11 protein-coding genes are annotated in these 15,060 nt (G+C 62.1%); 6 read left to right on the top strand and 5 right to left on the bottom strand.

The genetic code is table 11. The features are described 5' to 3' along the window. The first annotated feature begins 32 nt into the window (after positions 1-32). The 3 genes from DCO57_RS23080 (at position 33) to DCO57_RS23070 (ending at position 3,912) form a co-directional block, all read left to right on the top strand. Complete coding sequence (locus tag DCO57_RS23080; protein WP_116701272.1) at positions 33-1,547, top strand: YcjX family protein; 1,515 nt, start codon at positions 33-35, stop codon at positions 1,545-1,547. Further along, positions 1,544-2,638, top strand: a complete 1,095-nt coding sequence (locus DCO57_RS23075; RefSeq protein WP_116701271.1) for a TIGR01620 family protein — start codon at positions 1,544-1,546, stop codon at positions 2,636-2,638. The genes DCO57_RS23080 and DCO57_RS23075 overlap by 4 nt, the downstream gene beginning before the upstream one ends. A gap of 98 nt (positions 2,639-2,736) precedes the next feature. Then, entirely contained in the window at positions 2,737-3,912 is a 1,176-nt protein-coding gene (locus DCO57_RS23070; protein ID WP_116701270.1) for a VWA domain-containing protein, read from the top strand. A 154-nt stretch (positions 3,913-4,066) separates the two neighbouring features. Here DCO57_RS23070 and DCO57_RS23065 read toward each other — a convergent pair whose 3' ends face one another. Both DCO57_RS23065 and DCO57_RS23060 read right to left on the bottom strand, forming a co-directional pair. Further along, entirely contained in the window at positions 4,067-4,495 is a 429-nt protein-coding gene (locus tag DCO57_RS23065; protein ID WP_116701269.1) for a universal stress protein, read from the bottom strand. A 69-nt stretch (positions 4,496-4,564) separates the two neighbouring features. Beyond that, positions 4,565-5,353 carry a helix-turn-helix transcriptional regulator gene (locus DCO57_RS23060; protein WP_116701268.1) on the bottom strand — a complete coding sequence of 263 codons (789 nt, stop codon included), beginning with the start codon at positions 5,351-5,353 and terminating at the stop codon, positions 4,565-4,567. 408 nt (positions 5,354-5,761) lie between these two features. On the opposite strand from DCO57_RS23060, the gene DCO57_RS23055 reads away from it, so the two are divergent. Next, positions 5,762-6,988 carry an MFS transporter gene (locus tag DCO57_RS23055; protein WP_116701267.1) on the top strand — a complete coding sequence of 409 codons (1,227 nt, stop codon included), beginning with the start codon at positions 5,762-5,764 and terminating at the stop codon, positions 6,986-6,988. 206 nt (positions 6,989-7,194) lie between these two features. On the opposite strand, the gene DCO57_RS23050 is transcribed toward DCO57_RS23055, so the two are convergent. From DCO57_RS23050 to DCO57_RS23040, 3 genes are all read right to left on the bottom strand, one after another. Next, positions 7,195-7,515 carry a 2Fe-2S iron-sulfur cluster-binding protein gene (locus tag DCO57_RS23050; protein ID WP_116701266.1) on the bottom strand — a complete coding sequence of 107 codons (321 nt, stop codon included), beginning with the start codon at positions 7,513-7,515 and terminating at the stop codon, positions 7,195-7,197. A 291-nt stretch (positions 7,516-7,806) separates the two neighbouring features. After that, positions 7,807-8,169, bottom strand: a complete 363-nt coding sequence (locus DCO57_RS23045; protein ID WP_208978104.1) for an Hpt domain-containing protein — start codon at positions 8,167-8,169, stop codon at positions 7,807-7,809. Positions 8,170-8,421: 252 nt separating this feature from the next. Then, positions 8,422-8,736, bottom strand: a complete 315-nt coding sequence (locus tag DCO57_RS23040; protein ID WP_205756264.1) for a hypothetical protein — start codon at positions 8,734-8,736, stop codon at positions 8,422-8,424. Between the two features lie 280 nt (positions 8,737-9,016). On the opposite strand from DCO57_RS23040, the gene DCO57_RS23035 reads away from it, so the two are divergent. Both DCO57_RS23035 and DCO57_RS23420 read left to right on the top strand, forming a co-directional pair. Then, positions 9,017-14,398, top strand: a complete 5,382-nt coding sequence (locus DCO57_RS23035; RefSeq protein WP_116701264.1) for an antitoxin — start codon at positions 9,017-9,019, stop codon at positions 14,396-14,398. A gap of 158 nt (positions 14,399-14,556) precedes the next feature. Continuing rightward, positions 14,557-14,889: a hypothetical protein gene (locus DCO57_RS23420; RefSeq protein ID WP_133192753.1), complete on the top strand. Its 333-nt coding sequence runs from the start codon at positions 14,557-14,559 to the stop codon at positions 14,887-14,889. Positions 14,890-15,060: the final 171 nt, after the last annotated feature.

The following is a 15,060-nucleotide window of genomic DNA, read 5'->3' as shown; positions in this document are numbered from 1 at the left end:
CCGCATTTGCACTTGCCCGTTCCCGCGCCTACATGAACGCGCTGGAGGCGCTCTTGAACCCGTTTACGAATTTTGCCGAGGAAACCCGGCTGACACTTGCGAACCTGACCGACGCGGTCGGCGATCTGGCTGTTCCCAGCCTGCGTCTGGGCGTGACCGGTCTTGCCCGGTCCGGCAAGACCGTTTTTCTGACGGCTCTGGTCCACAATCTGGTCCACGGCGGCCGCCTGCCGGTCTTCAGCGCGGCGGCCGGTCACCGTGTCACCGGCGCCAGTCTCCAGCCCCAGCCGGACGACGCGGTGCCGCGCTTCGACTACGAGGCCCATGTCCGTGCCCTCGTCTCCGATCGCATCTGGCCGGACTCGACGCGTCAGGTCTCCGAACTGCGGCTGACCATCGAATTCGAGAGCGCATCCTATCTCTACCGCAAGCTCGGGCCGGGCCGCCTGCATGTGGACCTGATCGACTATCCCGGCGAATGGCTGCTGGATCTGCCGCTGCTGACCCGCGACTACGCCACCTTTTCCGCGGAGGCCCTTGAGCGCGCCCGGGCGGGCAACAGAAGTGGAATTGCCGCCCCCTTTCTGAAAGCGCTTGCGGCGGTGGATCCCGATGCGGCGGAAAATGAAACAGCGGCGCTCACGCTCTCGGCCGCCTTCAAGTCCTATCTCGCCGCCTGCCGGGACGACACCCACGCCCTGTCCATGCTGCCGCCCGGCCGGTTTCTCATGCCCGGAGACCTGGATGGCTCCCCTGCCCTGACCTTCGCCCCCCTCGACATTCCCGCGAATGCGGTCCCGGCCCGGTCGGGAACGGTGCGGGCGATGATGGAAAGGCGCTACGAAGCCTACAAGACCCATGTGGTCCGGCCGTTCTTCCGCAATCATTTTGCCAGGCTCGACCGGCAGATCGTGCTCGTGGATGTGCTGCATGCCATGAATGCCGGCCCCCATGCGCTCGCCGACCTGGAAACGGCGCTCGGCGCGGTTCTCGGTGCCTTCCGGCCCGGCAAGCGCAGCTGGCTGTCCTCGATCCTGACCCGGCGCATCGATCGGATCCTTTTCGCCGCCACCAAGGCGGACCATCTGCACAGGCGTGACCACGACCGGCTGGAAGCGATCCTTCGGCGTCTGGTCGCCCGCGCCGAGGAGACCGCCCGCTTCAAGGGGGCCGAAGTGGACGTCATCGCCCTGGCAGCCGTGCGCGCCACCCGCGAGGCAACCATAAAACACCGGGGCGAAGAGCTCCCCGCAATCCTCGGAACGCCTCTGCCAGGTGAACGCCTCAATGGGGAAACTTACGATGGTGAAACGGAAATCGCCATGTTTCCCGGGGACTTGCCGCAGGATCCTGAATCTGTTTTTCGGCAAGCTGACTCAAATTCTGAACAAGAGCGAGCGGACTTCCACGCGGCGCAGGCGGATCTTCAGTTCCTGCGATTCCGCCCTCCCGAGCTGGACACCACGGCAGAGGGTCTGAAATTGTCACTGCCGCATATTCGTCTCGACCGCGCCCTTGAATTCCTGATCGGAGACCGTCTGGCATGACCGGGACACCGCCCCCCTCCGGCCGCAAGCCGGCTGCCTTCCGCCTTGACGACACCAAGGTCAGGATGACCGACGACGAGACGAGAACACCCTCCGCCGGCGAGGCCCTGATCACCCGCATGCCTCCCGAGGATGACGAACCCCGCCTGCCGCGCGCCGCCAGCACGCCGAAAGCCCGGTTCCGCTTCGGAAAATGGCTGTTCATCGGCCTGTCCGGACTTGTCTCGCTCGCCGTCGGCCTTGCCATCGACAGCCTGATCCGCGACCTGTTTACCCGCACGGACTGGCTGGGCTGGCTCGGCCTTGCCCTCACCGCCGTGGCGGCACTCGGCCTGCTGGGCCTGGCCGTCAGGGAAGTTGCCGGCCTGCTGCGGCTCACCCGCATAGATCACCTGCGCGACCGGCTGCAGGAGGCCGCAGATACGGACAACAGCCGGACGGCGACCGCCGGACTGACGGATCTGCTCGCCCTCTATCGCGACAGACCCGAAACCGCACATGGCCGCAAGCTGCTTTCCGGTCACATGCGCGAGGTGATCGACGGCACGGATCTGGTGAAACTGGCCGAACGCGACCTCCTCGCCCCCCTCGACCTGGAAGCGCGCCGCATTGTCATGAACAGTGCCAAGCGGGTGTCGCTGGTCACGGCCGTCAGCCCCCGGGCGCTGGTCGACCTGCTCGCCGTTCTGTTCGAGAACCTGAGAACCATCCGCCGCCTGTCGACGCTTTATGGCGGACGGCCCGGCATGCTCGGGTTCCTGCGTCTTGCCAGGCACGTCGTGACCCATCTGGCGGTGACCGGAGGCATGGCCGCGGGCGACAGCCTCACCTCCCAGGTTCTGGGACACGGCCTGGCCGCCCGGCTGTCCGCCCGGCTCGGCGAAGGTGTCATCAACGGACTGCTGACCGCCCGCATCGGAATCGCCGCCATCGCCGTCTGCCGCCCGTCCCCCTTCATCGGCACCAGGGGCCCCACAATTTCCGAATTCATGGGCGAACTGGTGTCTTTCACCGAAAAGCCTGAAAAAGCCCCGCCGGGAACCGGCGAGCGCGATCACACGGGCAGCAAGCAACGCCGGGATCCGGCATGACGGTAACGAAAGACGCTGCCGCAGCGGACGGCTCCTCAAGGTGAAAGGCAACGAATTCCCGCCTCGACAGCCCGCGCACGCATCGCTATTTTCCCTCCATGTTCATCAATTTTTTCACCGAGCTCAAATCCGCCGGGGTTCCGGTCTCGATGCGCGAGTATCTGACGCTGATGGAGGCGCTGGACAAGGATCTGGCCGAAAAGAGCGTCGAGGACTTCTATTACCTCGCCCGTCTGTGCCTGGTGAAGGACGAGAGCAATCTCGACAAGTTCGACCGTGTTTTTGCTCATGTCTTCAAGGGGCTGGAGCTTCTGAGCGACGTGCCGGCGACCGACATTCCCGAAGACTGGCTGCGAAAGCTCGCCGAAAAGCATCTGAGCGAGGAGGACAAGGCACAGATCGAGGCCATGGGCGGCTTCGAGAAACTGATGGAGACCCTGCGCGAGCGCCTGAAGGAACAGCAGAAGCGCCACCAGGGCGGTAGCAAGTGGATCGGCACGGCCGGGACCTCCCCCTTCGGCGCCTATGGCTACAATCCGGAAGGCGTCCGCATCGGCCAGCACGAAAGCCGGCACCGGCGGGCGGTCAAGGTCTGGGACAAGCGGGAATTCAAGGATCTGGACGACACCCGGCTTCTGGGCGCGCGCAATATCCAGGTAGCACTCAAGCGCCTCCGGAATTTCGCCCGCACCGGCGCGGCCGAGGAACTGGATCTGGACGACACCATCCGCTCGACCGCCCACAAGGGCCTGCTCGACATCAGAATGCGTCCGGAACGGCACAATGCGGTGAAAGTGCTGCTGTTCTTCGATATCGGCGGTTCAATGGACGATCATATCCGCGTGTGCGAGGAACTCTTTTCCGCCGCCCGGTCGGAATTCAAGGTTATGGAGCATTTCTACTTCCACAACTGCCCCTATGAATTCGTCTGGAAGGAAAACCGCCGCCGTCACACTGCACGCCTGCCGACCATGGACGTGCTGCACAAATATCCGGCGGACTACAAGATCATCTTCGTCGGCGACGCGTCCATGAGCCCCTATGAAATCGCCTATCCCGGCGGGTCCGTGGAACACTGGAACGAGGAGCCGGGATCGGCCTGGATGCAGCGCATCACCGGACTTTACAAGAGCGCGGTCTGGCTCAATCCCGTGCGCGAGGAACACTGGGGCTACACCCAGTCCATCCAGATTCTGAACGAGCTGATGGACGGGCGCATGTTCCCGATGACCCTGGAAGGGCTGACGGAAGCGATGAAGGAACTGGTGCGATAGGGCAAATCTGCCCCAGTCCTTTGGCCGGAACCAGGCCAGCGTGTTTTCCTGCGAGCCACCACCACTGCCGTCCCGGCCTTGTGCCGGGACCCTGTGCCGCGATGGATTGGTCCCGGTGCAGGACCGGGACGGCGGCAGGCTCATTTCATACGGCTCAGCTGCCGCGCAGCACCATTACCGAGCATGGTGCGTGACGCACGATATGGGCCGCGTTGGAACCGATGAAATAGGTGGACAGCCCCGGTTTGTGGGATGTCATGAGAATGAGATCGCAACCGGTCTTTTCCGCCTCCTCGATGACCTCGTGGTAGACGGTCCCCATACGGACCTGGCAATCGACCATCCCTTCCGGAACCTTCAGGCCTGCGCCGATCTTGTCGAGAATGAGCCCGGTCGCCTCGATTTCACGTTGCTGCCAGCCCTCCGGCAGCTGGCTGGCCACGAAGCTTTGCACTTCCGGACAAACCGCAAGAAGATGGATTCTGGCGCCATAGTCCGTGGCGAATTGCGAGGCTTTGGCAAGAGCCTCCTCCGCAAAGCCCGGTTCGGCAGGATCCAGGGGAACGAGGATTTTCTTGAACATGGCTCTTGTCTCCGGCAGGTTCGATTGGCTGACAATTGCCATGAAAGCCGATGGCTGCCATGAGGCAGATCAATCCGGATTGCCGCCGCCGAAATAGCGGCCGGGGGTCACCCCGAAGGATTTCCTGAACGTCGCCACGAAAGCACTCGGCCCTTCATAGCCGAGCTTGTCGGAAACATCGGAAACGCTGTGACCGCAGGCAAGCAGTTCAAGCGCCCGGAACAGCTTCACCTGCCGGCACCAGGTCCGGTAGCTGAGCCCGGTTTCCGCCTTGATCCGCCGCTCGAAGGACCGGACGGAAGTGGCGCAGCGTTCCGCAGCCTCGCCGAGGGAGGGAACGTCCGCCGGGCAGCGCACCACGTCTTCGCACAACTCCCGCAGCCGCCCGCCCTGGGGCATGGGAAGCTGCAACGGAGCCGCGGGCAGCATTTTCAGCTGATCGAGAATGACGGCGGCAATCCGGGCGGCCGGTCCCTTCTCCGTTTCGGCGCGCGGATAGGACATGAATTCCAGGATCAGCGCGCGCAGGAGGGTGGTCACCTGCATCACCTGCGGGGTCTGCGGCAGATCCCGGGCATGCTCGAACTGGACATAGATATAGCGCAGCTGGGTATCGGTCAGATAGCGCGTCTGGTGGCTGACCCGCGGCGGCAGCCACACGGCCCGCTCCGGCGGCACGAAAAAGGTGCCGAGGTCGGTATCGATGGCGATGGAGCCGGTCACCACGTGAAAAAGCTGGGCGGCATCATGGGCGTGCCAGCCGTTGTTCTCGCCCTGGAGCTCGGTCCGCGCGTAGCCGATGATGGGCGCCGCCACTGCATGTCTGGGAAACTCGGCGAGTTCCGGATGAATGCTCATTGTCCTGTCGCCCCTTCCCGCCGGAGTATCCTGCGTCCCGTCTCCGGTTCACCGCACACACCACGCGCGCTCATTTCAAGATCGGTCAACCAGCACAGCGCCAACCGGAATTGGCGGACCGTCCGCCATCCCGGCTGAAGCACCTGCCGGTTTACCCGCTTTTACCGGTCCATGGGTACAGACCGGGACATCCTGCGGATCGAATGTCCGCTCGCCCGGCGCTGCGAACGCCCCGGATTTTCCGCCCCCTGCGCCCGGGACCGGCCTTGCGCGCATCGCGGGAGACAGGGCTCTCGCGACTTTTTGGCGAGTGAAAAACATATCGTGACAAAACAGCGCTAACACGCAAGACAAAAATGGGTTTAGAAGCTGGGCCCTGAATCAATTCACTCTTTCTACGGCTACGAAATGACCTATTTCACCAAAAGCGCCTCCCCGGACCAGGTCACCGGCTGGCGCTCCCCGGCGGTGCTTCTGATGATCATGGCAGGCGCCATGCAGCTGTCTTTCGCCGCCTGGTGGAACCTGATGAACAATTTCGCGGTTCAGGAGCTGCACTTTACCGGCCGCGAGATCGGCATCCAGCAATCGATCCGCGAGATTCCCGGCTTTCTGAGTTTCCTGGCGATCTACCTGCTGCTGTTGATGCGCGAGCAGACGCTGGCCTATCTGTCCCTGCTGATGCTGGGCGTCGGCGTTGCCATCACCGGCTATTTCCCCACGGCGATGGGCTTCTATGTCACCACGCTGATCATGTCGATCGGGTTTCACTATTATGAAACCATGGCCCAGTCGCTGTCCCTGCAATGGCTGCCGAAGGAAACGGCCGCCGCCAGCATGGGCAAGATCATTTCCGTCGGGGCCTTCGCCCAGCTGGTTGCCTATGGCGTCATCTTCGTCGCCTGGAAGATGTTCGACCTGTCCTTCACCACCGTCTTCGCCATCGCCGGCGGACTGACGATCGTGGTGCTGGTTTTCCTGATGATGGCCTTTCCGCATTTCCGCGAAGGCGTGCCCCAGCACAAGAAGCTGATCCTGAAAAGGCGCTACTGGCTCTACTACGCCCTCACCTTCATGGCCGGCGCCCGCCGCCAGATCTTCACGGTCTTCGCGGGCTTTCTGATGGTCGAGCGGTTCGGATACGATGTGCACGAAGTCGCCGGGCTGTTCCTGCTCAACGGTTTCTTCAACATGCTGCTGGCTCCGAAGATCGGCCGCCTGATCGTGCGCTTCGGAGAACGCAAGGCCCTGGTTCTGGAATATGCCGGGCTGATCCTGGTCTTCCTGAGCTATGCCTTCGTCACCAACGCGACCCTGGCGGCAAGCCTCTATGTGGTCGACCACGCCTTCTTTGCCATCGCCATCGCCATCAAGACCTATTTCCAGAAGATCGCCGATCCGGCCGATATCGCCCCGACCGCCGGTGTCGCCTTCACGATCAACCACATTGCGGCCGTGTTCATTCCGGTGATTTTCGGTCTTATCTGGCTGGTCTCGCCCGCTGCGGTCTTCCTCGCCGGCGCCGCGATGGCATTGGCCAGCCTGGTCCTGGCGACCCTGATCCCGAGCAATCCGGAAGAAGGCCGCGAGGTCCATTTCTGGTACCGCAAACCGCTCCCCCAGCCCGCCGAATAGGCGGACGCCGCCGCAAGCTCCCGGCAGGAAAAGAATGCTCCCTTGCCGGGGACCGGCCGAGCGACCGAGTGCCGGTTGAAATCCGGGAGATTTCTGAAGCGTATCGCGTCCAAACGGATTCCTGGCTTCGGGCAGACGCCCGAGGCGGCATTTGCATCGCAAATGCGTTCGGGTGATTGCCTGAAGTCAATTTAACGCGACAGGCCCTAGGCCTGCCGCTCGGGCACATGAACCACCAGGCCATCCATCTCGCTGGTGACCTTGATCTGGCAGGACAGGCGGGAGGTCGGCTTCACATCATAAGCGAAGTCGAGCATGTCCTCTTCCATCGGTTCCGCCGTGCCGGTCTTGTCCGTCCAGGCTTCGTCCACATAGACATGGCAGGTGGCGCAGGCGCAAGCGCCGCCGCATTCCGCTTCGATGCCCTGAACCATGTTCTTGATGGCATTCTCCATCACGGTGGAGCCTTCGGCGGCGTCCACATCGGTCCGGGTTCCATCGGCGTTTATATAGGTGATCTTCGGCATGCGTCGCGTCCAGGCCTCGAATTGTGGTCAATGCAGCGCTGCATACCCGCCGTGAACCTTCCGGGCTCTGGCGGCCCGCTCCAAACGATTCACATAGGGCGCATCGCGCTCCGGTCGTCCCGACATAAAGCTTCCGCGAAAAAGGTCAAGGACCGTGCCGTTTCCGCGCGTCAATCTACCCCGGACAAATTGCCCCTGCGGTCCGGATGGGAGCGGCAGGCAAGGGAAACAGGACAGACGCCTCGCAAGGAAGGTCGTTACCGCCCTTCCCCTTCAATCAGGCCTCCGGTTTCAGCCTTCCAGAAGATCCCGGATGTAGCGGTTGGTCTCGTCGACGGCGGCAATCAGGCCTTCGGTCGCGGGATCGGGTGCGGCTTTCATCTTTCCCTCGAGGGTTTCGCAGACCACGGCGACCCGTTCCGCCCCGATCGCCAGCGCCGAGCCTTTCAGCGTATGCACGAGGTCGAGCCGGACCGCCGCGTCGGTTTCCCGCGCCAGCCGTTCGAGTGTGGTGGTGGATTGCGACTTGAAAAGATGCAGGACCTGAACTTCCAGATCCCGGTTCCCAAGCGTGTTGGTGGCCAGCCGCACCAGATCGATCGGTGCTTCGGGTCCGGCCCGGCCGGCGACACGGGCCATGGATGAAGGGGCCATGAGGGTGCTCCAAACTGCTTTGCTCATGCCTGACGGCACCCCGCCGCAAGCTATGACTTGCGCAACTGTGCGCCCGGATCCCCAAACACGCGGTTAAACCGGCCCTCCGGACCCGCCCTTTGGCCGAATGTCCCCAAAAAATTGTTTTTTTGGTTAACGCGGATTAACACAGGTTTCAAAACGAGATTAAAAAAGTCCTTGCAAATCCGCCGTTTTATTGAATCGATAAAATTTTAATCATCTGATTCGGCGTTAACGTTTATTCCGGTTTTGACTTGCGGAGAGAACATCAATCGCTGCAGGCGTCAGCTTGCAGACCAGCCAATCGGGCTTGATTGGGTTGGAAAACCAAGGTTCTGCCCAGCCCGCGTCGATACAGGCGCGGATTGTACGCGCCGGAATTTCCCGTCCGCTGCTGTCGAACAATGGTAACTTCCCGCCGGGCTGATCGAGCCCCTTCAGTAACCATCGCTTTTGCGCAGCGGTTAAATTTTCCGCTTTCAGCGCAACACCTGAAGTGGTGTTCCGGCCCTCTTTCACCACGTCGTCATGCTTCGATTCAGGCATTCAAACCGTCCCCTAAGTGACTCGCGCTATTGCCGTTTCTTGTTCGTTAGGAGAGATTGTGCCATTACAGTTACTGATGCGGCAAGGTGGGGAGTGTACCGTCGAACGGAAAGTTCACGGTCGGTCAGCGGCGGCCCTCCTCATGGACAAGATTTACGGTGCTGTTTTGTGAAACAGCGACCGTAAAATTGACGCATCCGGTAGTCACTGTGGAAAGGCTGCAACAGCAGCCGGCTGAAATTACCGGTGTGTAATGAGTACGGACGTGAGGCGACCCTATATGGCAAATCCGATAAAGGCGAAAGATCCGGCGGAAGCAGCACTCTCTGCTGTTGAAGAAGCCCTGAAGCTTGATTTCGGCGGCCCGGACACTGCAGCGACGGAAACGGCGACTGAAGCGAACCTGGCTGTGGAAGCGGACACGGGGCGCAGGTCCCAGACGACCAAGCAGGGCCAGTCCCAGCGTGACGAACAGCGCCAGTCCAGGCGCCGGGGACGCGGCGGACGCCCGCCTGCGGCAAATGACGACCGCCGCAACATCGGCACGCTGATCTATGCCCTGCAGCGCAGGCCCTCTTCCACACCCTTCTGGGGCGCCCTCGCCCTGAGCGCCATCTGGGCCGCTCTCGGCAGCAGCCTCTTCCTGACCGCCTTCCCCGACAGGATTGCCACCCTCAACGATCCGCAGGCGCTGCTCGCCTCGCCCGAGATGATCCTGGCCGGGGCCGGGATCATCGTGCCGATCATCTTCTTCTTCGTGATGGCCATGATGATCTGGCGGGCGCAGGAAATGCGCATCGTCGCCCGCGGCATGACGGAAGTCGCACTGCGGCTCGCCGAACCGGAGGACATGGCCAAGGAATCCATCCTCAGTGTCGGACAGGCCATCCGCCGCGAAGTCGCGGCCATGGGCGACGGCATCGAGCGCGCGATCGCCCGCGCCAGCGAGCTGGAAGTTCTGGTCCACAACGAGGTCTCTTCCCTCGAACGCTCCTATAACGACAATGAACTCAAGATCCGCAGCCTGATCGAGGAACTGGTCAGCCAGCGTGAATCCATCGTCATGAATGCCGAGCGGGTGCGCGAAACCATCGCCGGCGCCCACGAGAGCTTCGCCTCCCAGATGACCGACACGTCCGGCGAACTGGGCACCACGGTCGAACAGGCCACCCAGCGGATGATCGATGCCGTCAACAGCCGCGTGGAGGAACTGACCTCCAGCGTGGATTCACGCATCGAAACCCTTGGCGCGACCCTGCACGCTTCCGGCAGCGAGCTGGTGGATTCCCTCACCCTGCGCGCGGAAGACTATGTCTCCCGCCTGTCCACCACCGGCAACGAACTGGTCGGCAATCTCGCCGAAACCGGCTCCACCATGTGGGAAACCATGACGGAGCGCGGCAACGAGGTGAACGAACGCTTCGCCGAAACGGCGAACAAGTTCGTCGAGACGCTGACAGCGCGTGGCAGCGACATCAACGAAACCCTCACCTCCTCCAGCACCTCCGTCATCGAGACCCTGAGCACCAAGGCCGATGAATTCCGGCATTCCATGGAAAGCACCGGAGCCTCGGTCGGCGACATCATCACCCAGCGCGGTGAGGAAATTAATGCCAACCTGTCGCTGACGTCCGGCCGCCTGATCGACACGATCACCAGCCGCACCGAAGAACTGGTCGCCACCGTAGACACCCGCGTGACCACGCTGGACGAGTCCCTTGCCGCCACCGGCAACCGGGTCGTCGAAAGCATCTCCGAACGCGGACAGACCGTTACCGACACCATCTCCATCCGTGGTGCCGAAATCGTCGAAACCCTGTCCAGCCGTTCTACCGAAGTGGCTGAAATCCTGCGGGGAACCGGCGAAAGCATTGTTGTAGACCTCTCCCTGCGCGGCGGCGAAATCGCCTCCAAGCTGGACGAGACGGCAGGAACGCTGACCGAAACCATCACCGGGCGCGGCGGGGAACTCGCAGAGAAGCTCGACACGATTTCCGAACGCATCTACACCGCGATTTCCATCAACGGCAGCGAGCTCGACGAACGACTGGCAGCCCGCAGCAACGAGATGGCGGCAGTTCTGGAACAGCAGACGGACGGCTTCCGCCAGACACTGGAAGGCATTTCCTACCAGTTCTCCACCGGTCTCGGCGAACAGACATCCGCTCTCACCGAGAAGCTTGCCGAAACCGGCACCCAGCTTGCCGAGCTCATCGGCAGCCGCGGCGACCGTGTCACCAGCAACATCAACGAAATCAGCGGCAAGATCGCCGAAACACTGGACGTGCGTGGCCACGCCCTTCAGGAAGGCCTGTCCTCGCGTCTGGCCGAACTGGAGACCCTTGTCGGCGAACGCGGCGGCCAGTTGATCGAAGCCTTCGATTCCAGGACGGAAGTCCTGTCGGAAGCCCTCGACAACCGCCTGTCCGGCCTCGACAACACATTCGCGACCCGCATCGACATGATGGATGTTTCACTCGGCGACCGGATCGCAACGATAGACACCTCGCTCAGCAGCCACATCAACACGCTGGATCTCACCCTGGACCAGCGGACGGCTGCCTTCGAGGCGACCCTTGAGACCCGCACGCAGATCCTCTCCGATGCCATCGACCACCGCACGAGCGGTATCAGTGATGCGCTGGAGGAAAAGACCCGCAACATCACCGATATTCTTGCGGATCGTTCCGACGCCATCACCATGCAGCTCGGTCAGCGCATCGAAGACGCAGGCAACACCCTGGCCGAACGTGCCGAAGAGATCGGCCAGACCCTGTCGACCCGTGTCGACGGTGCGGCATCGGCCATGGCCGAAAAGGCCGAACTGCTGTCGGTTTCCATGACCAGCGGCACGGACCGGATCGACGAGACGCTCGACGCCCGGGCACGCCAGATTTCCGAGACCCTGATTTCCCGCACCAAGGAAATCGCCCAGGCCTTCGTCGAAGGCCAGGAGGAAATGACCTCGGCACTGGACAACAGGCTGGCGGAAGCCGGCAGCGTTCTGGGCAAACAGAGCGCGGAACTCACCGAGTCCCTCTCCGAGCGGATCGCCGAGATCAACGTGTCCCTGGGCGCCAAGGTCTTCGAGGTCGCCGAAACTCTCGATACCCGCGCCTCCCAGCTGGAGACGCTGCTCAACGAGCGCCTGGAAAGCATCTCCGGCACACTCACCGATGAAAGCGAGCGTGCCCGGGATATCCTCACCACCGTGATCGCCGAAGCCGGCACGACCCTGTCTACCGAAAGCACGCGCTTGCGCGATGTGGTTCAGGAAGCCGTCGGAGCCGCGGTCCAGTCCCTGTCCGAGGAACGCAACAAGACGGTCGAGATTGTCGACGGGGCCCTCAGCCAGGCGACCGAGAAGCTTTCCGGCGAAGGCGACCGCATGCGCCAGATCGTGCTTGGCACCGTCGGCGAAGCCCGCGGCGTTCTGGTGGGAGAAAGCCAGAAGGCAGCGGATGCCGTCACTTCGGCCATGCAGCAGGCAACCGGCTCCATGTCCGGCGAAAGCAGCAAGATCCGTGATCTTGTGCTCTCCGCGGTCGGTGAAGCTGCCCGCGCCATGGCTGCGGAAAGCGAAAAGGCCCGCACCCTCTATGCAGGCACGCTGGCGGAATTCAGCGGCTCGCTCACCGGGGAAAGCGACAAGGTCCGCAACGACCTGTCCGGCCTGATCGCCGAGATTTCCGGCAACCTGTCCGCCGAAAGCGAACAGGCCCGCCTGACACTCGCCAAGACTCTGGAAGAGATCCGCGGCCAGATGTCGAGCGAAGCCGGAATTGTCCGCGCCCGGGTCAACAGCGCCGTGGCGGAAGCCGCGGAACTGCTGGTGGGTCGCGGCAACGAGGTCGCCAACGAGCTTCTGGAAAAGGCCACCACCCTCAATGCGGCCTTCGGCGCCCGTTCCGGCGAACTGGCGAAGATTGTCGGCACGGATGGCAACGAACTGGTCAAGGCCATCGAACTGCGCGCCAACGATCTGACCGGACGCCTGTCCGAGGTCCATGGGGCCATCCTGGAAGCCATCACGGTCAAGGGCCGCGATGTCACCGATGCCTTCGCCCACACCGGGCTGGACGCAACCCGTTCGCTGGTAGATGCCGGAGAACGGATCGTCACCAGCATCAACGAGCGCAGCGAACACGCCACGACCCTGCTCACGGAGACCAAGCGCCGGCTGGAAGCCGATGTTACCGAGATCCTTACGAAGATCGAGGCCTCCAACACCAACCTGCAGGACATTGTCGCCTCGGCCGGGGAGAACCTCAGCGAAGTGGAAGGCAATCTTGCCCGCCGCGCCGGCGAGTTCCGCTCCGCGGTCGACCGCGCGGTGACCGAGACCAATCTGACGACATCCTCCATTACCGAACAGGTTGCCAACCTGCGCGACGTAACGGAAACCACCCTTGCGGATATCACCAACCTGACGAGCCGCTTCGGCGACCAGTCGGAGGAACTGACCAAGGCGGCCCGTCATCTGGAGGAAACCAACCGGAGCGTGGAAACCCGCGTCACCGACCGCCGCACGGCGATCGAGGACGTGGCCGATACGCTGCTGGCGAAAACCGAAGCCGTCGACAGTCTCATGCGCTCCTTCACGCAGACCCTGTCCAGCACGCTGGAAACGGCCGACGACAAGGCCCGCGAAGCGGCCAACGTGCTGGGTGCGGCTGCCGAAGCTGCCTCAAGGCAGGTGGCCGAACAGTTCGAATCCATGCGCCTGACGGCCGGCATGGAAGGCCAGAAGGCACGCGATGCGATCCGCTCCGCTCAGGACGACATCATCGCCGAGATGACCCGCACGGTAAGCGAGGCATCCGAGCGCTTCAACGATGCGGCCGCACGCATGCGCGACGTGGCCCGCGACGTTCATCGCGAACTGGAAGCGACCCGCTCCGAACTGAAACAGGGCGTCCTCAACCTGCCGGACGAGGCCGAGGAATCCTCCGCTGCGCTGCGCAAGGTGGTCAACGAGCAGATCCGCGCGCTGACCGAATTGTCGGAAATCGTGGCCAAACAGTCCAATGTCCTCGACATTTCCCGACCGCAGGCCGCAATGGCAGGCGCTGCCGCGTCGCCGGTACCGGCTCCGGCAAATTACGCCCCCGCCGCACCGGCCCGCCCGCAACCGGCTCCTGCCGCCGAACATCGTCCGGCTGCCCAGGGCCGTCCGATCGACACCCGACGGCAGCAGCCGGCACAACAGGCCGACGCCGGCGTATCAGGCGGCAAGGGCTGGGTTTCCGATCTCCTGCGCCGTGCATCGCGCGACGAGGATCCCAGCTCCGACACCCAGCTCGACCGCACGCCGCTGCAGACCGTTGAAAGCCTCAATTCCCTGTCCGTCGATATCGCCCGGGCAATCGATCACGAGACCTTCGTCGATCTGTGGAACCGGTATCGCAACGGAGAACGGCATGTGTTCACCCGGCGTCTCTACACGCTGCAGGGCCAGCAGACCTTCGACGAGATCCGTCAGAAGTATTCCCGCGACCCCGAGTTCCGCACCGCAGTGGAACGCTACGTGGCCGATTTCGAGCAGCTTCTCGCCCAGGTCTCGCGCAACGATCGCGACAACATGCTGGGCCAGACATATCTCACCTCGGACACGGGCAAGGTCTACACCATGCTGGCCCACGCCAGCGGCCGCCTCGACTAGGCCGCGGTCAACAGAATGAAAAGGGCGGCCCTATCGGCCGCCTTTTTTGTGTGCTCTTCCCCTCCTCCGGCACGTCCTGCCGTTGGCTTAAATCTTTACCTTTTTACCGAAGCGTAGATGCGTGATAGTGTTTTAGAAAAGCGTGGCTGATCGTTTGAATGTCTGATCAAAGGGAGACACTGACGTTAACCCTTCACGGGTTACCCGCCTTCAACAAGGAAGTTGATGGTGAGGCTTTCGCACGCAAATTTTTTAAGTTCATGCAAGCTTTAGCAGAGGCTGATGAGCAAGCTAATGGCGGAAGACGTTCTAGATATCTTATCGATGGATTAGAAAAGAACACTGCGACAGCTCGCGTTAAGGAAGTCCCAATTGACACGGCAAGTAAGCAATCTGGCGTGGAATATTTTCATGCTGGTGTGTCTTCTATCTACTACGATAGACCAGCGGCACGAAGGCTATCTCTTAGATTTGTGAATTATGTTCGTTAGATTTCTTCCGACTCTAGGAAAACATTTGAGTTTGGGGAAATCAAGGCAAACGACAACACTGTTGTAAAGGTAGATGCGAGCTTAAAGAAAAATGCCGATAAGATTTCTGCTGAAATCAAGCGTGTTTCTATGGGTGTCATCAAGCCATTTTCTGGGATTTCCCATGTCTCC

It is taken from the genome of Labrenzia sp. 011, from assembly GCF_003075075.1.
Taxonomy (GTDB): Bacteria; Pseudomonadota; Alphaproteobacteria; order Rhizobiales; family Stappiaceae; genus Roseibium.
This window is presented reverse-complemented; position numbering and strand designations above follow the sequence as displayed.